Here is a 20,819-nt window from a genome sequence, read left to right as displayed (position 1 = left end):
CGAGAAACCCGACGTGGAGGAGATTGATGTCGAGGATTGCGTGGGTGTGGACTTGGGCATCCTGAACTACATCCACACCAGCGATGGCCTCAGCGTTGGTCGGCTTGACCTTGAGGACGAGTACGAGCGACTCGAGAAGGCCCAGCGGACGCAAAGCCGCCGTGTGGAGGGATCGGAGAACTGGGAGAAGGCACGCAGACGCGTCGCCAAGCAGAAGCGTAGGATTCAGCGGAAAGTCCGCGACTTCCAGCACAAGCTCACCCGGTGGCTTTGCCGAGAGTATGACGCTGTGTTCGTCGAGGATTTAGACGTGAAGAAGATGCTGGAGGATTCCCAAAACGCGCGTCGCAAGCAGGATGCGGCGTGGCGCCAATTCATCAGCCTCCTCGAGTACAAGGCGGAGTTGTACGGGTGTCACGTCAAGCAAGTCCCTGCACTGGGAACGACGAAGGAATGCGCCCGATGTGGTGTGGAGGTTGAGAAGGAGTTGTGGATGCGTGAACATTCCTGTCCGAGTTGTGGGTTCGAGACGGACAGGGATTGGAACGCGGCACTCAACATTCTTCAGCGTGGTCTCGCGCGGCTAGGAGTGGGATGCTCCGAAGGCACGCCTGTGGAGACTGCGGCCGCTGCGGGCACCGAGGCAAACGCCGGTGACGTGCCTGCAAGCCGTGTCGTCGAAGCAGGAACGTCCGTTTGCGAGGACGGGCGAAGCCCCGCCCCACCGCGGGCGGGGTGAACATTCACTTTCAGTCCCCCGAGTACCTCGTTGACCGGCTCGATGCAATCGCGGAACTCTTCGACAAAGATCGCACGGATCTGCTCGTCGAAGCCATCCGCGAGTACATCGAAGAGACCGCCGATAGCGAGACGTTTCAGGAACTCGTCGCGACGAAGTACTACGACGGCCAACTTGAGTTCGAGACAGTCAAGCAGTTGGTCGGAGCCGAAACCGCCCAGCGACTCCGCCTCCTCAAGGCAGACCTCGAGGACGAGCCGCTCGATCTCGCCGCTCCCGACGACGTCGACGTCTACGATGGCGATGCCACAACGGTCGATACCGAAACTGAGGATCGATGAGCGGCCATCGACTGCGAACGGTCGTCGCAGATACGAGCGCGCTCGTCAGTCTGGCCGTGCCCCGAGCTGACGCAGCCGTCGACACAGATGCCGTGGACCCGTTCCAGTATCTCCTCACGTCGTGTGACCTGTTCGTCCCGCCGGAAGTCATTGCGGAACTCCGTGACATTACGCAGTATCAGGACAGCCACGCCGCAGCTGCGAGTAACGTCCTCGCGGCCCGTCCTCACTACACAGTCGAGGATCCCTACGAGCGTGCCAACACCCCGGATTCTCGGCCGACGTTTGGCCTCGACGACGGCGAAACCGACGGGATTGTCCTCGCGAACACACTCGACGTCGACGGCTTTCTCACCGACGAGTTCGGCGGGACGAACTTCCCGCTCATTCACGCCGTGCTGCAGGGGCCGCGGATCGTCCCGACACCGCGGCTCATCTGTGACTACGCCCGAAACGGCCATCTGACGCAGGCAGAAGCGAGAACACTGCTCACGACGATCAGCCCTCACCGTAGTTGGGAGGACAGTCCCTACGTCACGCAGTTACTCCAGCATTTCGAAGATTGATATCTTTCCCGCCCTGTGAGGCGGGGATTCTCGCGTGAGGATATTACCACGATTTGCTAGAAAGATGAAATTGACCGGGCCCATGTCAGGCCACTTCGCTACGACGCTGTCCGTCGCGGCCCTGCCCCTGTCTCTCGACTTCGGCGTAGGGATCGACAGCCAAGAGATCGTCCTGGAGACGAAGCGCGTGTTTCAGGAGCGTTATCGTGTCGTTCTCTGCTTCCCAGTCCCGGAGTGCATGACTTCTGGCTTTGGTTTCTTCGGCTGAAACGTCCGGCTCCGCGAGCGATTCCTCGAGTTCTTCACGGCTCTCGACATCGTACTGGTCCTGTATCTGTTCAATCGCCTCTTTGGCGGCCGTGATTTCAGCTCGCAGTTCGTCTGCCGAGAGTTCAAGCGCAAGCTGGCGAATCTCCTCGAGGTACGTCTTGGTGAAATCCGGCACGTACGTGATGCTGTCATCCCGCTCGATACGATGGAGATCACCCGCTTCTGCCATCTCTTCGAGACGATCCGCTGCCGTATTCCAGTGCACATCAGCTTCCTCTGCAACCCAGTTGGTGCTCACTGGATCAGTGACTGTCTCGATTACCTTCGTCACGCGATCCCGTGCCGAGAGATCGTCTTTCCAGGATGTCATCGGTGGTTCTTGATCAGAACAAGTACCCACGGACACAAATAGGTTAGGAGGTTCTTCACCAATGTGAGTGGAAACAAGAGCTTGTGCGTTCGAACGCGTATCTGCCGGATACCAGACCGACCACTTAGAAAGGCCAAAACCCCAGCGATGAACAGTCATTGCGGGGCCCGTGTTTCTGAAGCGTTTCCATTTTGACCCGAACCATCCCATCATCACCAACGATGAATGCCTCTGATTCACGAAAGTCAATCTGGGACTCCTCAGCGTGGGTCATTGACCATTCATTATCGTTCACTGGGTAAATATACTGTTCATCGTATTAACCGAACATCATCCTACCCTCCGCACTACGATCTGCTCTCGAACCGCTGGACGTTCCTAGAGACGTGGACCTGTGCCGCCGATTCCGACATAAACCTCCCGCTGGTGAAGCTCTATTTGGAGGAGAACGGACCTGCGGGGTGATCAAGACGATACTCGTTATGGATCAGGCCACATTCCAGACAGGCAGTCTCACTACCATTGGTTTCAAGTCTCCCATCGCAATCGGGATACCCGGTCACAGTGATCGTTTTTCTGTCGTCCTCATCGATGCTGCAGTCGTAGATATCTCTCGCAGTCATGTTCCTATCCAGGAATTTGCTTACCCCGCCCCCTCAGGCGCCACAAAAACGGACAGCGATATCGTGCCTGACAACAATGTGCAGACAGCGGGTCAGCAATGTCCGAAAGTAGCGACTTGAGAAAGCGATACCGCTGGAACCGGAGAGTATATTCAGCATGGAAGTTAATTTGATCTGTCTCGCGACCCACACCCAACACAGAATCCAAATAGAGAAACGATGCGAGTTACCAGTGAGACGATCTACGAACACGACGAACACGGAGAAGTGCTCATCATCGACGTTCACCATGTCTTCAACGAGTACGATCTCGAATCTGGAAGTGGAGAGCGTCACTCGCGTGTCGTTCGATACACCCCGAATTGGGATGATTACGGACCGATGCCGGGCAGCGTCCAAGTGACATCAACGGACGATTTCCGGGAGCAGTTGGGTGACCGGGTCAAACCGTTCGAACCGCTCGACCCACAGGCAGAACCGGACGAGTAGCGCGTCTCACGTAAATATTTATTCGACTACTAGCGAATCGACGTAGTCGTCGAGTGCTTCGTAGACCTGGTCGAACTCAGGGAGGTCAGCAACCAAATCAAGCGGCGCTGGAGGTTAAGCTGTCGCTTCGTCTGACTCAACATCTGGAGTCACGAGCGGCAGATCGATATCAATTGCCTCGTACCAAATGGACGGTCGTTTCGACTGCCCATCATTGACCAGTTCGACCAGGTGCAGCTCTTCAAGTTCAGTCAAGTTTCGATGGACCTGACTCACATCTCGATCGACGAGGCGGGCGGTCTCGCGGATGCTCTCCGGGTTATGCTGGACGATTGCACGCAAGAGTTCAAGCGATTTTGGTCGGGTGACACGGTGGACGTCGGCTGGGTCATGATACACGACTTCGAGATGGGGGTCAGGCGTTTCGCCACGATCGAGTGCAGCGAGAGCATCTTCGAGGTCGTCGTCACTCCCGTCTTGGAATCGGATGTGGAGCGTGCGGTCGGTCGTGTTGGAGTTACCAGTTGTGGCCATAGTCACTCACCTCGGATTTGAACCGCTGAAAGAGGTGTTGGAGTCCATCAAAGTCAATATCGACGACGGTTCCGTCGGCACAGTGCTTGTGGTGATGTGCTGCATCGGGGTGGTCGGGAAAGTTATCATACCGGAGTATGGCTTTGCCGGCTGCATTCCCGTACTGCATCGAGTACTTGATACCCTCTGGATAGCGGTCGGACGTGGGGACCTGATAGGCAGTGATCTCAGCGTAGCGGTTACCGAAGTTCTGCGTGAGGTTGATAAGTTGCTATGCATCGTCCCCTGTCACAAGTGTTGGTACTGGGTCCAACATATTAAGTGTTGGTGGGAGCTACAACATGATTTCACCAGAACCACCTGAACGGACTCGATCCTATGACGGAGAAGGGATACCACTCGCTGGTACCGAGGGGGGTTCTTCGCTCCAGTCCGGGGCAGGAAGTAGCGACCCACCTTCATCCCCCGAAAGGCCCCAGCAGCCACCGAATGCAGACTCTCTTCCCGTTTCCGCCAATGATGCGTGCCTTAGTGGCTGACCGAGTAGATTTCAACCGTATCGACGCAACGACACAGAACAACAGGTCGGATCAAGATTACGATCGCAGAATCTCACTCGGCATAGGGGTGTTCCGTTCCACTCCTGTACGGTTCTGACGACGATCATAAGCGACACTCAGTACGAGTGTCTGTCCGTCCACGTTGTAAATAATAGCAGTAAAGTCGCCATATACAATATTTAGAGAGTGTATACTAATGCAATAATACAAAATGAGTTGTGGATATGCGTTGGACAGTACTGCTGTTAGGTTTGTGCATCGTACTAGCTGGCTGCAGTGGAAGTAATCCCACTAGTAGTACACAATCAGCGACGACACTACCACCCGATGAAACACCAATTGATACAACCGCAGAACCGTCTGCAACGACATCTTCTCAGCCCGGGACAACAGTAACGGCCACATCAATACCAGCACCCTCACCAACAGCGACACCAACTCCGACATCGACAGCAACACGAGCCACTGAAATGACCCCGACAGCAACAGCGCAAGAAGCGCAAGAAGAGACACGAGCAGTCTATGCAGGGACTGGTGAGTGGGCAGAGGTCACAGTGGATGGTGAGACGGATATGCGTGTCCGCATTAACAATTTCACAATTCGGGACGAAGTCGAGACGGATGATGGTACCCTGGACGCGCCAGAGGGAGAACAGTGGGTCGTGGTTAACACGACGATAAGAACGCTCCCTGGCGACGATATTCGGCTTGGATATACACAGTGGCGACTCCTGACTGTCGGCCCACAGATACCACAGCCCGATGATGCAGCCATGCGGCGTGCAGACTACAAGAATATGCTCCCCGATGAAACGACACATGAAAAGAATGACGCTGAACAGTATCGGATAATCTTCGCAACCGACTACACGCGGGAAATGACATTCGTGATATATCCATTCGGCTCACAAAACCATAGGCCGCTTGTCTTCAGCAGGTGAGGAAGGAGTATTCTGTACCCGTTAGGCGGTCAAATGGTATATGAGATAGTGGCATCAACCGTGGCTGAAACCTTCTCAAACTGACCGGGTGGCGATGTTGGCCCGCGATCTGAGTGATCAAGAACGACATAATAGTTTCCCCGAGAGATGCTGATATTGTCAGCTGCTTCACTACCATCTACGGCTTGAATGGCGGTGAATGACTGCCCAGATCGGTAACGCTGGAAATTCCCAAGTGAAAGAACAAAGAAATCGATTTCTATATTATCTTGAACCGTAAAGTCATATTCAACGGTAGCCGGTGACGAGACACTAAAGTCGGCATATGAATTCTCTCCTTCAGGCAGTTCGATTGTATCATCAATTAAAATATTGGTATCTGAGACCGGCGTCGAAGATCGCGCTTGTGTTGATGTTTCGATTGCTTCCGTTGTTGTTTCAGGGCCTTCGGTGTCGTCCGTTGAATCCGGATTCGGTGAGTCCGTTGCCGATTCGCTACTGCACCCTGCAGTAGACATGGTAATTACAGCGCCGACTGATGTGAGAAATTGACGTCGATCCATACTCGTGCATTGTATCTCTTCGTATATATAATTCCACCAGATAGCTAAGTGATGACACATTTCGAACCGAGTTATGTTGTGAACCTCCTCGGGGTCAAACCCTGAGGTACTCGGCCTGTCTCGCCTGTAGAGGTGCGAATGGGAATTCGATTGATTATCAAAATCTGATGGGTGAGTAATAAACTTTAGACTGACCTACACACGCACATCTCCCCCAATCTACCGGCTCAATCTGACACAGCCAAGATCATACCTATCAGGATAAGCTGTGTGACGAGGGTGTCATAGAACTGTTCTCATGGCTATCGACGGATTCAGCGTTATCGGCTCCAAGCCTGCTGTCTGCGCCTCCATAGAAATCACAGTCGCTACGTCGAATAACGCTAACTGAGCAAGAATAGTCACTATGCAGGAATAAAACCCCTCTCTTTGAACGATTCTAAGAGTCGTGCACCTAGTGCACGCTCTTCTACGTCTGTTACTCTCTGAAAAGATAATGAATATGACTGTACCATGTGAAGACTTCTATGACACGCTGTGTGTGACCGTATCTAGAAGGCCTTGCGTGACACAATATCGAACCACCTCGGACCGACGGTTGCCACGTGTGACAAGCGTGGTGGTTAAATTGCCAGCACCCTATCCACCAACGATGGCTGAGACTGAGACAGACGACACGACTGCACCGTCACGCCTTGGACGCTTGCTGTTTGGCGGTGGCCTTATTGTCCTGGCTGTACGAAACCTCACGGACCTCAACGGGCGAATTGCATATGCCAATGCCAAAGGTGTTCCCAAGGCCGACACGCTTGTCCCGGCAGCCAGCGGCTTCCTGCTTGGGGGCGGGCTAGGCATCAGTGCGTGGAAATTTCCGAAACTCTCCGCTGGGAGTGTGGCGGCTTTCTTCATTGGCGTGACGCCACTCATGCACGACTTCTGGGCCGTTGATGAGGAGCAACGCGGTGAGGAATTGACTGCCTTCCTCCAAAATCTCGCACTTCTCGGGGCGGCACTTGCATTCCTTCAGCGCGCTCGGGACGAGTAACTGACTGCCGCGGCTGCTGTGATTCAGTATTCCCCGCCAAGCCACCTGGAGTCAGTACAATGGTACAACTACATGACGCAGTGGTATGGAATTTGTGTCTGTTCTTCCGCGTTGAAAATCGACAACAGTACTGAATACACTCGTGGCGATTGTGGAAGTGATGTCCACGCAATCATCAACCGCTAGTGGCTCGTTTCTGAGTGCTCCCACACATCCAGTAGGGTACTTGGCCATCTTGGCAGCGCTGGTCACAGGCATTCTGCATCTCTTCCTCGGCCCACAAGTAATGGGATTCAGCCAGCTGCTTGGTACCCTGTTCATTCTGAATGGGCTTGGCTTTCTGGGCGGTATCGGCCTGTATCTCAGTCGCTACTGGCGGCGAGAACTCTACCTGCTTGCGGCTGCATACGCCCTGGTGACGATCATCGCACTATTCGCGTTCCAAGGCTTCAGTGTTGAGGCGTTCTACAGACAGGGTGGCCTTAATCCGATGGCGGTCGTCGCCAAGGCGGCTGAATTGGTTCTCGCAGTGTGTGCTGGGTATCTGTATACTGCAACCGGTCGGTAACGGACGGCGGCCCAGCCACCGAGTTCGTGCTCACCAGCATCAGGTACGATTCCACCAGCCACATTAGCACAGACCGACACACCGGTGCCCAAACTCACAGCGCAGGATCAGATTTGCGCGGCGTTGAAAGAACTGAACGTCAAAGTCCCCAAGCAGCTGACCGACTGTCCTCCAGTTTGCGGTCTCAGCGAGAGAGGGAGAACACTATAGAAATACAACCGGATATGGCTGTTCTTAGAGCAATCCTTGAAAATTTTCAAGAGTCTGCTCTCACGGCACCCGTAGCGTATGATAGAAGCGTTTTACACATCCAGTGTTCGTTCGAAAGAGAACGTCTCTGCTGCACCATTACTTGCTTCCGGTTCAAGGAATAAGGTGACCTCACCGTCGTTACTCTTGATTTTTGAACCGCCCCCAATCCCAACATCAATTTCGTGTATAATCCCAGACTTTTGTGCGCGGCTTGGTATATTGTCGATTGATTGAGTTTCGTTATACACTTGTTCACCACCCGTGCGTACTCGAATACGAACTGTTACCCCTTCTGCGGCCGCTCGGCCAGTATTTTGAATCGTATAATCAATTTCTCTACACGTCGTCCCACATTTAGTGATTGAGTTCAATTCTGCATTGAATTGTATGGAGGGTTCTGGTGTCTCGGTTTGCCCCGTTTCCTCGGCCGTAGAGGTCATATTCTGTTCCTCTTGAGGATCAGAGTCAGTTTGTTCTGATGAATCGTCATTTGTCTGTGGGTCCAGGGTTTCGACTTCTGGGGTTTGAGTATTTGTACCCTCACCCGAGTCTGATGAACATCCTGCTAGCAAAGCGGCCCCCGAAGCGGCAGCAGTTAAAAGTGTTCGTCGTTGTTTGATTGGTTCTTTCATGATCTTCGGTTGGTAATCCCACTATTTTATAATAAATGTTTGCTCTATTCAATTGGCGGTGTTCAGCCGAGGATCAAAAATTAAGCATAGTCTGAGTTCTTGGCCCGAAAATATACGCCCCAGCAGTTGGTCAAGCTGCCGGCGATGCGATCTCGACAGAGCAGTGTTCGCTACCCGGCCCCAACCACGACACATTCACACGTTGATACATGGGCGGTAGAGTCAACGACACACGAAATCCTATTCTTCATGATAGGATTTGGATACCAAGGTCCTACCGAGGCAGGCCAACTGCCGACGAACACAGGGAATAATTCGGGCAATCCCAAGGCGGCAACAGGTATCCAGCCCCGAACATATACACGCGCAGTCAGGTGCCAACGCTTATCCGCATCGGTGTCATTGATTCTAGTGGCCAACCTGGGGGTCGGCACCGGTGTCGGCCCTACTTGTCTTTAGTCTTGGTGAGCACCAGCGCTGGTACACAGTCACCCAGACAGCTATGAACTCTCCATAACGTCAGCAGCGACGCCCTTTCCTGTCTTCGACAGCGGTCGAGCAGACAACCGCACTACGACGACAAAGCGATTTTGGAGATGGTTGCTCGGATATGCACGATATGTGAGAGCGTCCACGGCAAAGGCGAATACGGCTGGCTCACCGATGATGATACCACTGCTTCCAGCGATACGATTCTTCGAGTACTCAAGCAACAAGCAATCCGCTACGCTTGGAACCGAAGAGGCACAGCTCACCATCGATAACTTCGCTGCGGATGATCGAATGCTGTCTATCACGGAAATCCGCAATACGTTGATGGACTCTTTCGAATCTGCAAGTGACCATATCTTGGGAACGATTCGTGACGACGATCCGTTCGATGATCGCCACGTCACCGCCGCTATCGACATTACTTACGAGAGATTCTGGCCACACGCCGTGGGAGAAAAAGGACGAGGGGATTGCGAAGAGTACTACGAGCGCGTTCGCATCGGCAGTATCATGGGCGACGAACGCGGCGTCGGTAGCCGGGACGAGGCGGTTCCACGGTCGCTCCGCATCCGCGCCAATGACTGCCGCCTGGTCGCTGGACACACCGTCCGGAACGGGTCGGATCGTGTACACTGCGCCGCCGGCCGCGTCGATCGTGTTAGCGATGGCGGGTTCGTCAGTCACGATCCGCTTGGCACGCGCACGCTGGGCCACGCTGACATCGGGCGGGGCAAGCGGTTCAGTGCGGACGACGAGGCGTCCGTCGACGGTCGTGACGGTGATACGTTCGACTGTCCCCACATCCGGGACCAGCGTCTTCGTCCGGCCATCCACCGTGGTGACGAGCGCCCCGTCTTCGACGGCGAATTCGTGGGCGGTATCGGCCGTGATCGCCGACGCGGCATCGGTAGCGCTCACGAGCGTGGCGAGACTGCCGCCAAGAACCACGAGCGAGAGGGCCAGCGCGATTCGGGAGGGCTTGACGTTCCGCATAGCTCGCAGTCCGGATTGGTTGCCGCAAGAAAATGTCGAATTTCGCGCCGCTGAAACGGGTAAAACGACTGCTGAAACGTGTTTCACACCCGTTTCATGCCCGTTTCCAACGGTGCTTTATCAACTCTTTTTTACAATGCCCAGATGTCGCAGTCGGCTCCCGGCGGCCGACGGCGCGGCCGATCCCCGCTGGCGTATGGTTCCCCTGTTCGGGCCCCGCGCCGCCCGTCGAGCCGGTGGCCAGTTGCAACACACCACCAATGTACGAACGAGTCCCCGCAATGCAGGTAAGATAGATGCACCGTGAGACAGGTAACGACCCGCTCCGACCCGCTCTCCGAAACCGAGGTGCCCTCCATGCAACGTGACTACCGCATCGCACTGTACGCGCTCGGGATGTCAGCAGTGTTGCTCGTCGCGGCCGGTGCGGTCGTCGCCTCTGGGTTCGCGCCGGGTGCGACGCCGCCCGCGACGCAATCAGACGGCGATCCGACCAACGGAACGGACACGGTTCGACTCGACCGCAAGTCGAGCCAGCAGTACGATGTGACCGTCGACGAGTCCGGCAACGGAACGATCACGTTTGACTCGACGGCGAGCAGATGCGGTGGCGTCGTCGCAGTCAACGCGTCCGACGCCGACCGGACCGACGTGCAGGTTGATGGAACGACCATCACCCTGCTCGAAGAACACGGTGGCGAGGCGTTCGACGGGATCTCCCGCGAGCGGTTCGCCGAACTTGTCTGGGCCGCCACGTCGGACCGTGCCGGACTAGATGAGTACGATCACGTGACGGTGCGTGTCAACCAGTACTACGAGAGCCTCGATCGAGAACAGCCGCTCGACACCGCCGGCATCACCATCCGGCCGCAGGATGGCTGTCTGCCGACGGTGCGTGGCGAGGCCGACCTCGCTGACGAGGACGTGACGGTGATCGAGACGCTTCCCGCCCTCGACGACATCGAGTTGCGGATCACCGACAGCCTCGGCGTCCTGAGCGACGACGAGAGGCGGTTGATCGAGGAACTGGTCGCCTCGGACGAAGGGGCCAGCTACAACGTCCAGCAGCAGTTCAACGACCCCGAACGGCTGAATGCGACCGTGTTGGAGGCGACCAACAAGGGCCGGGTCGATGTGCGGCTCACGGCCCCCGAGTCGGACGGAAGTGCGGTCGTCGTGACGGTTGATCTTCGCGACGAGTCGGTCGTCCAGTCCTATGCGACGGTCGAACTGGATGCCGACAACATCGTGAGAGTCGGCGAAGACAGCAACGAGACGGTCTCCACCGACAGCGGTGAGACGATTACGTTCGAGACCGGCGACGACGCGTAAGTTCCGTTCGGTCGCCCCGCAGCCCTCCGTTTTTGGAGCGAACACAGCGGAAACACCGTGCTTCGGGACGCTGCGCCCGAGAAACGGTCAGCTCCGACAGCGCTGACCGTCCCCAGCCGTCTCGATTGGGGGAGAAGCGAACTTCAGCGCGTGTGGGCGACAGTCGCATACGCCGCGGCCGCGTGGCGCCACGATATCGACCGCCCACGCGAGCGCGTCGGCGAGATTGACAACCATGGCGACTGGGCCGCCAGCGACGCCACGCTCCTGCTCTACGCCGCGGGCGTCCCGGCCGAGCAGGGCACTGCAATCGAGGGCGATCGATAAATCACGCTGTGCTGTCTATTCATTTCTCTGGTCAATCACTTGGCTTTGGGCCGGTTCTGCAGTCCGAAGCTCTGCAATCGTATCAGCGAGACGGCCCAAAACAACCAGCGTTGGTGGCAATGTTGCGATGGCCGCCACGAGCGTCAGGAAGATGACGCCAACGGTGAGAAAGCCAAAGTCTGCGAGCATCGGGAACGGTGAGAGCGTCAGGGCTGAGAACCCGAAGATCGTCGTCAGACCAGAGACGCTAATGGCTTTGCCAACGCGTGCGCCAGCCGTCTCAACAGCATCGAGACGTGAGATTCCCGCTTGCTTAACTTCCTCAAAGTATCGCTCCATGACGATGATCGTATACTCTGCGCCGATGCCAACAGTCATCGCACCGAGCGATGCGCCTAACGGCGACACTGGAATCGAGAGGGCGGCCATATAGAGATTCTGCCACCCGATTACGAACAGCATTGGAACCAATGGCGCAACTGCCCGGAGCAGATTCCGATAATAGAGCAATAGGGCTACAAAAACAAGTACAACCCCGAGACCGGTGGTGAAGTTCCGCTGTTCGATCTGCGAGATGATTGCTGGAGTTGCGGCTGCTGCTTGGCCAGTGAGTTCAGCCTCAACGCCAGCCGGTGGTTGACTCAGAGCCGTTGCTTTTTCCACATTATCGAGGAGGTCCAGTTGCTCCTGGGTGTTCATATTCTGGGCCCCGATAACCGTGATATGGGCATACCCGTCGTTGTAGAAGCGCTGTTTCTCTCCTGCTGGAATCCAATCGAGAGTTTGGTCAACGCCAGCCTCAGTTTCGGGGAGTGTGCCGTTATTATACTCCTTGATCGTCATTGCTGGCGTCTCCATTCCGGTGATCAAGGGTTTCCCGACAGCCACAGCGCGATAACGCTCCATCCAGCGTAATGTCTCTGGGTCTTGGAGTTGGTCGCCGCTCACCAGGACACTGTACTGCACGCTGCTGCCACCGCCAGTTTCTGACCGGAACTGCTGCAGATCCGTCAGCGCAGGGAGATCCTGTGGAATGAAATCCTCCGTATCAGCAACGGTGTCCAGATCAGACCCTGCATAGAAGCCACCCGTTGTAAGGACGAGTGCAATCCCAAGGACAGCGAAGGGATGTGACGCCATAACGCGGGAAATCCGGCCAAGGATTTGCCCCATCGTGCCAATATCAGCGGACGCGGTTGACGCAGCGTCGTTGGTATCTGGCGACGGTAGTGTGTCAGACGAGGCCTCATCCGGCCTCCGCCACCGTGTATACAGCGTTAGCAGTGGCAGCAAGATCAGTATCGCAGCGACAAATGTGAGGAGGACGCCGAAGATCGAGGTTTGGGCGAACCAGACAAAGGCCGGTGTTCCAATTGTCGAGAACCACGTGGCCCCAAACCCGAGGGCAGCTGCGATGACAGCGATCAAGACCGGTGGGCCGATACCACCCAATGCCTTTGGCAGTGCCTCTTTTGGCGGAGCGTCGCTGAGTTCTTCTTCATACCGTTCATGGAACTGCACAGAGTAGTCGATGCCCAACCCAATAAGAATCGGGAAGACAGCGCTCGTCAGCGTCGAGTTTGGGACACCAGTATATCCCATTGCGCCGAACGTCCAGATGACCCCCGTAAACACAGCGACGATCGGGAGGAGCCGCAGTCGGACCCCGCGGAATAAGAAGAACAGAGCAATAATCATCAACCCAACTGCCAACCCCAGCAGCTGTTGCGTACTCTGCTGAATCAGTGCGGAGAGCTGGGCTGAGAAGGCTGGTTGGCCTGTGATTGTGACTTCGATGTCACTCGGGAACTGCGCCCAGTCACGTGCCTCCGTTGCCCGCGTATAGACTGGTCGAGTTTCCTGCTGGCTCAGGTCGGTGTTGAGCACGGTGGTCACAATTGTCGAATCCGATGTTCCAACGACCGCCCTGATTTTGGCTTGTGAATCCGGAATGCGTCCATACTCACGCCGGACGCGATCAGCAGGACTGATCACCTGTTCGACGTTCTCAGTCTGTGAGAGCTGGCGATCATACCGATCGATTGCCCGCATCGTTGCAGGCTCGGACACATCACCCCGGACCAGGGTCGCCATACTTCCCCGGTCAAACGTCTTCTGATAGGTGTCGAGTGTCGGATTGCTACCGACAAATGCTTCATTTCCAGTGACGCTTTCAATCTGTGCAGCGCCGGTGATCGCAACGCCAACCAAGCCGATTGCGAACAGTAGCGTGAGGACTGGCCGGGCCTGAATAGTCTGGCCTAACTGCCGGAAGAGATCTCGAAGGTCCCACATTGGTGGTGCTTCTTACCTCCGTCTATAGACCAGGAAGCCACCAACGAGCACAATCCCGCCTGCAAGGATACCAGCCGGGAGGAAGGGAATCCCACCAGACGATGATTCTTTGACAGGGACACCCACTGACAGCGAGCCACTAAAGCGTGTATCGCCGTCTTGTTCGTCATATCGAACCTCAATCGACGAACTATAGGACTTGTTGAGTGCATCCCCTGTGGCGCTCACCTGGAATGTCGCAGACACGGTTTCGTTCGGTTCGATTGTCCCAAGGTAGGCGCCATCATCGGACGCTGAGAGTGGGTCGCTCGTGAAGAGTTTCGCATTCGCATTTTCCACTGGCTCGGAGCCAGTATACCGAAGGTCAACGGTGAGTGTGTCGCTCCCCCCAGGGGCTACCGACGTATTCACACCAACGACTTCGAACCGGTCGCGCTCTGGCCCGATCTGAAGCGATTTTCTGATCGGGGTCGAGGTCGTGAGGACATCTCCATCGGCGTTTTCATATTCGACAGTGAAGCTAAACGACTGGGAACCCGGTTCTGCCGCTGCAGGGATATCGACAGTGAATGAGACCGGTGCTGCCTCACCGGGGCCGAGATCACCGACTGCAGCCTCACCGTTTGTGATACTGATCCCTTGTTTTTGATTCATTTGGACAACGGCGTTACGGACCGTTCCACTGCCCGCATTGACTATTTCGCCCTGAATCGTTGCTTCTGGTTCATCAACGCGGAAATCCGTCGTGGACAGGCCCTGCAGTGTGAATTTGCGTTCCGATTTGATCGTTAATCCCGTCTGTAGCCGATCCGACGTTTCAGGGATTCCGTTCACGTTCTCGTACTCAGCTGTTACTGCAATGGGGTACGTCCCAGCTGAGACATCAGTGCTAGCACCCACCTGTGTCGAAATGCGACGTGTCTCGTTTGGCGCAAGCGATGAGAGATACGCAGAGGTCGTCTGTGAGGGGCTCGACCCTTGCCCAAAGTACACGCCGGATGTCTGTGTCGAGAGCGTTACGCGTGTATCGGTCGCTTCTCTGGTCCCCGTGTTTTTGATCGAAAGTGCAAATTCACCGTTGTCGCCTGCGTGGACGGCATTGGTGTCGGTCTCAACGATGCTAAACTGCGGTTTGTCCTCGATTGTGATGGTGATGTATTGTATCTCGTCTTGTTGCGATCTCGTTCGTTCTGTATCACGATACGGCCCATACGTGATTGCACGAGTGTGCTCATACGAGATTTTGACGGGGATCCGATACGTCCCTGGCTTTGCGTCACCGATCTCAAGTTGGTACTGTAGTGGTACGGTCCCCCCGCTAGCTAACCTGCTGACAATCTGCGATCCCGTCTTGACATCAATCGGCGCATCAATCCGATCCTCTAATACTTCAATCCGCATATTACGCGCCGTTTGGACTTCTTGTTCGTAGCCTGGCTCCCCACCAGTGCGGATTTCGCCATCGTTGGTGACACTCAGTGAGAGTGTCTGTGATGAACTTGCCTCAAATGTGGCATCTGGCGAGGAAATACTGATTTCTGGCTCGCCTGTGACGAGATCTTCTGCGGCTGTCGCCGGAAGTGGTATTGTTGACAGTGCAACAAGCACTGCGATCAGAATGGTCGCGTGTCGTGACGAGATGGGCGATTGTGTCGATGGACGTGACATCTGGTGTCGATGGATAAGTCGCGGATTCGTTTATGTCTGTATACCGATACAGGTTGGGAAGCTCACTGTGAAGATGCTTGCGCACTCAGCTACCCGAGTATGAGTTACTGCGAAATGGCTGATTTGAAGTGGCGGCCATGACTGTGACAAGACTAACAAACGTTCGGTTGGTAAAAAACCTTTATATTCAGTATCGCCGAACTATCGATCGGAATCTTCACAACCGCATTTCCCGAGGGCTATAATATGGTTTCGGACGATCTCTTTGCTGATCCGCCGGAAGACACCCAAGAAGAGATACTACAGGCCGCATTTGAAGTCTTGCAGGAGCAGGGGTATTCTGGACTCTCCATCCAGCGTATTGCAGATAAAGTCGGTTTGCAGAAAGCATCCATATACCATCATTATTCTGATAAAGACGATCTTTTACTATCATTTGTAGATCACATCCTTGATAGAATGGAATCCGATCTGATTCGAACAGCAGATGTTTCGCCCAAAACGCAGTTAGAGGGTATTTTAGATAGTTTACTATTAGATGAGAGGGCCAACACATCTACCGTAGAAATATCGCCACCATCTGATGACTTACTCAGGGTCTTCATTCAGATCCGGGCCCAAGCCACGCACAACTCCGACTATCAGGACCGGATTGCAGCGATCGACGAGCGTCACGAGGAACACCTAGCAGCGATTATTCAGCGTGGAATTGATGCCGGAGAATTCCGAGATGTCGACCCAAATCAAGTCGCGACGGCGCTGAGTACGTTCATTCTCGGTTCCTTTTCCCAACGAGCAACGAGAACGCAAGTGTCTTTAGAACCAGTTCACAAGAGTATATACTCGTACCTTGAAAATTCAGTCTATGTATAATTTGGATAGATGTCGCTGTGTAGGTAGTGCATTTGGAAAAAGCGAGGAATTCTCGGTTCGGGTGTCCATGTTACTGCAAGAACGCCCCCTGAAAGAGCTAGCGATAGAATATCCAAATGTTTGGGACCGCGAGCAGACAGCGATGCCCAGCCATGGGTTGCCAAAATACACACAGCCCCGCGCTCACGAGCGAGCGCGCCCGGACGACGGGCCCACCGTCCCCGCACACGGTATCTTCCATGCCACCGCGTCCGGGACGCGGCCTGCCAGCTGGCAACCCAGCACCCGGTCACTGTCGACCAGGAACGCCTTGCCGTGGCCGCGTGGCGCCACGATATCGGCCACCCACGTGAACGCGTCGGCGAGATCGACAACCATGGCGACTGGGCCGCCAGCGACGCCATGCGCCTGCTCGACGCCGCGGGCGTCCCGGCCGAGCAAGGCAGGGCTGTCCACGGACGCAGTGTAAAATCGTTCTTTGAGTTTAACACGATGTTTTATCCGTGGGCTTCAACGACCGAATATGAAGCGACGGACGGTTCTAGCCGGGTTCGGTACCGCACTCCTCACAAGTGGCTGTCTCGGTCAGACACAGTCCAAGAATACACCCACCGGCGACGGCCCACAGCCCGCGGACACGCCATCAAGGACACCTGAGTCTAGTCCGCCCACGCCTGATGACCCCGCCACCGAACAGCCCTCTGACGCCTTCCGCACTATCGATTGCCCATCCTTCCGAGACGCCGACGTAACTGTCTGTGCGCATACCGACGACTACCCGATCATGCTGCAGCCCGCCTCAACCACCTACCGAGTGGTACAGGGCAACAGCACAATCGAGACGCTCGATCTCACGCTCTCGAATACCAGTGACCATAGCTTTGGCTTCAATCCCCACAACTGGCGGCTTGACCGCTACTCTGGCGACGGCTGGACAAAAGTCGCCCCCGAAGCGGTGGTTGAGCCCTGGACGAATGTCGCCCCGAATGGGCAGTATGAATACGAGCTAACAACCCAGCAACATCCCTCTCCTGCAAACGGGCCCCACCAGATCGATGTCGACCTGACGAGTGATGTGTACGCCCTCTCCATAGTCGGGAACTGGGACACAGGTAGGAATGGCAAACGCATCGAGTGTATCGCACTTATCAACGTTGTCGTCATGTCGAAGGATAGCTGGCCGACACCGATCACCACGCCCGACCTGTAGCCCTCACGACGGGACAGCGACGACAATCGTCGCCAGAGTTGGGGTGGCCAGTCAGCAAGAATGATCGGAGGTTGTTAGACACGTCCTCTGTACTGAACGGCGTTCTACAGCCAAATGCCAGGGAGCGACCAGTTCTGCGACGACCGCCCTCTATTTGTCACAACACAACTGCACACTTTGTCTCAATATCGAGAGACAGTCCACAGCTTGGAGGGAATGTAACGACCTATTGCCGAGCGACATAGGTCGCGACCGCAAATGCGACCCCACCAGCCATCCCCGGCACCAGCGACTGCCTCACAGGATCATTGAACAAGAGCGTCTCCAGTGTAACCCAGCAGACACTCCAGAGCGCGACCACCAACGGGATATAGAGCCAGGAGGACTCGGTCCAATACGGCACTCGTTGAGGCATTGACCGCCTATCTTGATACAGCGAGAGAATCCCCGCCCTTCCCGTGCGGGACGAGTGTTCCGACGTGTCGGAACCGAGGACCGAACAGGGCGGGCGTGAATCGCTACGCTCCGCTACCCAGCCGACAGTGTTTCTTCCGGCAGGATATTCCACGCCGACCCGAGAGATTAAGTCATTGTACTGTCATAGGCTATGTATAGTGAATCTGGTCACGACACGCACCATTACAGCGGCACTCGCCAACGACCGTGAGGGCGTTGTGTGTGACCTTGATTCACTCGCTCGTTCCGGCAGTAAAATCTGGAATGTAGCTCGATGGACTGCTGGCCGCATCTGGGACGAAACCGGTGAAATACCCGACGAAGGACCGCTCAAGTCCTACATGAAGAACCAACCGTGCTGGAGAGATTTGAACGCTCAATCAAGCCAGGCAATCGTCGAAGAATTGGCTGGCGCTTTCCAGTCCTGGTTCGAACAAGACAACTCAGATGCGAACCCACCGGGATACCGCAAACACGGTGAAGAACGACCACGCTCAACAATCACGTTCAAAGAAGACGGCTTCAAACTCGACATCAAACACCAGCAAGTCCGCCTCTCGAAAGGCAAGAACCTGAAAGACGGCTGGAGTGACTTCATCCTCTGTGAGTACGACACCGGGCCAGACGCAGACCTGGGTGCGGTAGAAGACGTACAACAGGTCCGCATCGTCTGGACTGGCGACCACTGGGAACTGCATTTCGTCTGCAAAGTCGCCATCGATGCCGCCGACTCGTCGGGTGAGAAGACGGCTGGTGTTGACCTCGGTATCTGCAACACGGCGGCTGTCTCTGTTGGTGACGAGACGCTGTTATATCCAGGGAACGCCTTGAAGGAGGACTCCCACTACTTCCGCCAAGAAGAATACGACACGGAAGGCGAAAACGGTCCAAGCACCCATGCTGAGTGGGCACGCCAGAAGAAATCCCGGCGGCAGACCCACTACCTGCACGCACTCTCGAAAGACATCGTAGAGCAATGTGCAGACCGTGGCGTGGAGACGATAGCTGTCGGGCACCCGAAGGACATTCGTGCGGATGAAGACTGGGGTCGCCACGGGAACAAGCGTCTGCACGACTGGGCGTTTGATACGCTGATTCAGCACATCGAGTACAAGGCCGAAGAACGTGGTATCGAGGTAGAGCGAGTTGATGAGTACGAGTTGGCCACGTCAATAACCTGCTGTGCGTGCGGGATGAAAGCCGATTCGAACCGTGTCGAGCGTGGATTGTACGTGTGTGAGAACTGCGAACTAGTTGCGAACAGCGACCTGAATGCGGCGGAGAATATGCGAGCGACGGTAACTCTGAGTCCTTCCGAAGATAGGAGTAACGGCTGTCTGGCCCAGCCATCGGTGCGCCTGTTCGATAAATCAACGGGGAGAGTAGCCCCACAAGAACAGGTCTGCCCGTAGACCGGCAAATATCCCAACGCTTGCGGTGCGGTTCGGGAGGCCTCGCCGTTCACGGCGAGGAGGAGGTCACGCAGTTCCAACCGCCCCGACCAGGGGCCCCACACAGCATCCCCGCGTTTTTGCCCACAGCGCACAGACGTACGCCCGGGAGCGACGGAATCAGTGTCACACGCTCCGTAGCTCCCACCTCCTGTTCCACGCAGCATCCACGACCCAGCAGTTGCTGCGTCTGTAACTCCCACCGTACATTCAAAACAGCGGGCTGGCTACTTTGGGACGGTATGCACGATCTGACTGGGTTTCAGCGCGATCTCCTGTACGTGATTGCCGGCATGGACGAGCCCCACGGCCTCGCGCTCAAAGATGAACTGGAACTCTACTACGAGACAAAGATCCACCACGGCCGCCTCTATCCGAATCTCGATACGCTCGTCGACAAGGGATTAGTCGAGAAGGGGTCGAAGGACCGCCGCACCAACGTCTATGCCGTCACCAAGCGCGGCCGCCGGGAAATCGAGGCCCGGCGCGAGTGGGAACAGCAATACCTCGACTGGTAGGCACCCGCCCAGCCAGCCGCGCCCTAGCCGCGATCCGACCGCTGTAGTGGAAACAGGCGCTCACACGCGACTGTCTGTTACTCACCGGGCTTGCGGACGATCAGGAAGTCACTGAGATCGTCAATACAGCGGGCCGGCACGCGGAGCCGGCCGTTGTCAGTTGTCTCAAATCCGGCGATCAGGTGGTCGGACGGCTCGACGAGCACACTTTCGAGTGCGCCCGTCTTGGCATCCATCGTGAGGTTATACACGTGTCCAAGTTCTTCACCATCCGCGCTGAGGACCGGTTTGTTGGAGAGCTCTTTGGCGAGGACCACTGCCATAGCCATCAGTAGATACCTCGCTAACAAAAATCGTCGGGGATGGGACTGCAGTGGCAGGTGTTTTGGGCCGGTTCGAAAGGCGGTGTTCAGATAAGGATGAAGAGTGAGGCGATGTGTTTTCTGAGTGCCTATGCCCGAAAACACACGCCTCGGCGGAAGTATCGACCAGATCGACTTAGAGTTTGTTGAACGCGAGGCGACACCGCGACTGCTGATGAAGCTCGGTATTCAGTTGCATCTTGCTGGACTCTCTCTTTCGAATACCGTTTCGGTTCTTGATATATTCGGTGTCGAGCGAGCGCGATCCACCGTGCATAATTGGGTTCACAAGGCAGATCTACAGCCCGAAGCTGGATGCAGTCCGGATCACGTTGCGGTTGACGAGACC

The 20,819-nt window shown here is 55.7% G+C and carries 23 protein-coding genes and 1 pseudogene; 14 read left to right on the top strand and 10 right to left on the bottom strand.

Going from position 1 to position 20,819, the window contains the following annotated elements:
• From BMX17_RS22880 to BMX17_RS22870, 3 genes are all read left to right on the top strand, one after another.
• Positions 1–739: RNA-guided endonuclease InsQ/TnpB family protein (locus BMX17_RS22880; protein WP_211611434.1), on the top strand; the 739-nt coding region annotated here is incomplete at its 5' end.
• On the top strand, positions 736–1,080 hold the full coding sequence (locus BMX17_RS22875) for a ribbon-helix-helix domain-containing protein (RefSeq protein WP_092664409.1): 345 nt from the start codon (positions 736–738) through the stop codon (positions 1,078–1,080). The genes BMX17_RS22880 and BMX17_RS22875, both read left to right, overlap by 4 nt.
• Positions 1,077–1,646 carry a hypothetical protein gene (locus BMX17_RS22870; protein ID WP_092664407.1) on the top strand — a complete coding sequence of 190 codons (570 nt, stop codon included), beginning with the start codon at positions 1,077–1,079 and terminating at the stop codon, positions 1,644–1,646. Before BMX17_RS22875 ends, BMX17_RS22870 begins: the two co-directional genes overlap by 4 nt.
• 85 nt (positions 1,647–1,731) lie before the next feature.
• Here the strand turns inward: BMX17_RS22870 and BMX17_RS22865 are convergent, their stop codons facing one another.
• The gene (locus BMX17_RS22865) at positions 1,732–2,286 is read right to left on the bottom strand and encodes a DUF7342 family protein (protein WP_092664405.1); all 555 of its coding nucleotides are present in this window, start codon (positions 2,284–2,286) and stop codon (positions 1,732–1,734) included.
• A gap of 842 nt (positions 2,287–3,128) precedes the next feature.
• Here BMX17_RS22865 and BMX17_RS22860 point away from each other — a divergent pair.
• A complete protein-coding gene (locus BMX17_RS22860; protein ID WP_092664403.1) occupies positions 3,129–3,398 on the top strand; it encodes a hypothetical protein in 270 nt (89 codons plus the stop codon).
• A gap of 114 nt (positions 3,399–3,512) precedes the next feature.
• Here the strand turns inward: BMX17_RS22860 and BMX17_RS22855 are convergent, their stop codons facing one another.
• Both BMX17_RS22855 and BMX17_RS27130 read right to left on the bottom strand, forming a co-directional pair.
• Positions 3,513–3,932 (bottom strand): HVO_A0114 family putative DNA-binding protein, encoded by a 420-nt coding sequence (locus BMX17_RS22855; RefSeq protein WP_092664401.1) that lies wholly within the window; start codon positions 3,930–3,932, stop codon positions 3,513–3,515.
• Positions 3,916–4,113, bottom strand: a complete 198-nt coding sequence (locus BMX17_RS27130; protein ID WP_244515088.1) for a toxin-antitoxin system TumE family protein — start codon at positions 4,111–4,113, stop codon at positions 3,916–3,918. Before BMX17_RS27130 ends, BMX17_RS22855 begins: the two co-directional genes overlap by 17 nt.
• 849 nt (positions 4,114–4,962) lie before the next feature.
• Between BMX17_RS27130 and BMX17_RS22845 the strand changes: the two genes are divergently transcribed.
• Positions 4,963–5,433, top strand: a complete 471-nt coding sequence (locus tag BMX17_RS22845) for a hypothetical protein (protein WP_139203686.1) — start codon at positions 4,963–4,965, stop codon at positions 5,431–5,433.
• Between the two features lie 29 nt (positions 5,434–5,462).
• Here BMX17_RS22845 and BMX17_RS25550 read toward each other — a convergent pair whose 3' ends face one another.
• The gene (locus BMX17_RS25550; protein ID WP_139203685.1) at positions 5,463–5,996 is read right to left on the bottom strand and encodes a hypothetical protein; all 534 of its coding nucleotides are present in this window, start codon (positions 5,994–5,996) and stop codon (positions 5,463–5,465) included.
• A gap of 652 nt (positions 5,997–6,648) precedes the next feature.
• Between BMX17_RS25550 and BMX17_RS22840 the strand changes: the two genes are divergently transcribed.
• Together BMX17_RS22840 and BMX17_RS22835 are read left to right on the top strand one after the other, a co-directional pair.
• Complete coding sequence (locus BMX17_RS22840; RefSeq protein WP_092664397.1) at positions 6,649–7,041, top strand: DoxX family membrane protein; 393 nt, start codon at positions 6,649–6,651, stop codon at positions 7,039–7,041.
• Positions 7,042–7,201: 160 nt separating this feature from the next.
• A complete protein-coding gene (locus BMX17_RS22835) occupies positions 7,202–7,609 on the top strand; it encodes a DUF7475 family protein (protein WP_092664395.1) in 408 nt (135 codons plus the stop codon).
• Between the two features lie 302 nt (positions 7,610–7,911).
• Here the strand turns inward: BMX17_RS22835 and BMX17_RS25545 are convergent, their stop codons facing one another.
• Together BMX17_RS25545 and BMX17_RS22830 are read right to left on the bottom strand one after the other, a co-directional pair.
• Positions 7,912–8,493: a hypothetical protein gene (locus tag BMX17_RS25545; protein ID WP_139203684.1), complete on the bottom strand. Its 582-nt coding sequence runs from the start codon at positions 8,491–8,493 to the stop codon at positions 7,912–7,914.
• A 705-nt stretch (positions 8,494–9,198) separates the two neighbouring features.
• Positions 9,199–9,978 carry a hypothetical protein gene (locus BMX17_RS22830; RefSeq protein ID WP_092664393.1) on the bottom strand — a complete coding sequence of 260 codons (780 nt, stop codon included), beginning with the start codon at positions 9,976–9,978 and terminating at the stop codon, positions 9,199–9,201.
• A gap of 357 nt (positions 9,979–10,335) precedes the next feature.
• Here BMX17_RS22830 and BMX17_RS22825 point away from each other — a divergent pair, with 357 nt between their 5' ends.
• Together BMX17_RS22825 and BMX17_RS26500 are read left to right on the top strand one after the other, a co-directional pair.
• Positions 10,336–11,310, top strand: coding sequence for a hypothetical protein (locus BMX17_RS22825; RefSeq protein ID WP_092664391.1), 975 nt, complete (start codon positions 10,336–10,338; stop codon positions 11,308–11,310).
• A 150-nt stretch (positions 11,311–11,460) separates the two neighbouring features.
• On the top strand, positions 11,461–11,637 hold the full coding sequence (locus BMX17_RS26500; protein ID WP_170845530.1) for a hypothetical protein: 177 nt from the start codon (positions 11,461–11,463) through the stop codon (positions 11,635–11,637).
• 15 nt (positions 11,638–11,652) lie between these two features.
• Here the strand turns inward: BMX17_RS26500 and BMX17_RS22815 are convergent, their stop codons facing one another.
• Together BMX17_RS22815 and BMX17_RS22810 are read right to left on the bottom strand one after the other, a co-directional pair.
• On the bottom strand, positions 11,653–13,932 hold the full coding sequence (locus BMX17_RS22815) for an efflux RND transporter permease subunit (protein WP_092664386.1): 2,280 nt from the start codon (positions 13,930–13,932) through the stop codon (positions 11,653–11,655).
• 12 nt (positions 13,933–13,944) lie between these two features.
• Entirely contained in the window at positions 13,945–15,600 is a 1,656-nt protein-coding gene (locus BMX17_RS22810; RefSeq protein WP_092664384.1) for a COG1361 S-layer family protein, read from the bottom strand.
• 246 nt (positions 15,601–15,846) lie between these two features.
• Here BMX17_RS22810 and BMX17_RS22805 point away from each other — a divergent pair, with 246 nt between their 5' ends.
• On the top strand, positions 15,847–16,473 hold the full coding sequence (locus tag BMX17_RS22805; RefSeq protein ID WP_092664381.1) for a TetR/AcrR family transcriptional regulator: 627 nt from the start codon (positions 15,847–15,849) through the stop codon (positions 16,471–16,473).
• Positions 16,474–16,656: 183 nt separating this feature from the next.
• Here BMX17_RS22805 and BMX17_RS22800 read toward each other — a convergent pair whose 3' ends face one another.
• Positions 16,657–16,914, bottom strand: a complete 258-nt coding sequence (locus BMX17_RS22800) for a hypothetical protein (RefSeq protein WP_139203683.1) — start codon at positions 16,912–16,914, stop codon at positions 16,657–16,659.
• Between the two features lie 82 nt (positions 16,915–16,996).
• Between BMX17_RS22800 and BMX17_RS25540 the strand changes: the two genes are divergently transcribed.
• The 3 genes from BMX17_RS25540 to BMX17_RS22785 all read left to right on the top strand — a co-directional run bounded on the left by BMX17_RS25540 (position 16,997) and on the right by BMX17_RS22785 (position 20,108).
• Entirely contained in the window at positions 16,997–17,683 is a 687-nt protein-coding gene (locus tag BMX17_RS25540) for a hypothetical protein (protein ID WP_139203682.1), read from the top strand.
• A gap of 611 nt (positions 17,684–18,294) precedes the next feature.
• Positions 18,295–19,551: an RNA-guided endonuclease InsQ/TnpB family protein gene (locus tag BMX17_RS22790; RefSeq protein WP_170845532.1), complete on the top strand. Its 1,257-nt coding sequence runs from the start codon at positions 18,295–18,297 to the stop codon at positions 19,549–19,551.
• A gap of 281 nt (positions 19,552–19,832) precedes the next feature.
• Positions 19,833–20,108, top strand: coding sequence for a PadR family transcriptional regulator (locus tag BMX17_RS22785; protein ID WP_092664372.1), 276 nt, complete (start codon positions 19,833–19,835; stop codon positions 20,106–20,108).
• Positions 20,109–20,185: 77 nt separating this feature from the next.
• Here BMX17_RS22785 and BMX17_RS22780 read toward each other — a convergent pair whose 3' ends face one another.
• Positions 20,186–20,431, bottom strand: coding sequence for a PRC-barrel domain-containing protein (locus tag BMX17_RS22780; RefSeq protein WP_211611433.1), 246 nt, complete (start codon positions 20,429–20,431; stop codon positions 20,186–20,188).
• A gap of 130 nt (positions 20,432–20,561) precedes the next feature.
• Between BMX17_RS22780 and BMX17_RS22775 the strand changes: the two are divergent.
• Positions 20,562–20,819, top strand: a pseudogene (locus BMX17_RS22775) (IS6 family transposase); the annotation flags it as partial.

It is taken from the genome of Halorientalis persicus, assembly GCF_900110215.1.
GTDB classification, from domain to species: Archaea; Halobacteriota; Halobacteria; order Halobacteriales; family Haloarculaceae; genus Halorientalis; species Halorientalis persica.
The sequence above is the reverse complement of the archived record's forward strand: the minus strand, read 5'-3'. Positions and strand labels throughout refer to the sequence as shown.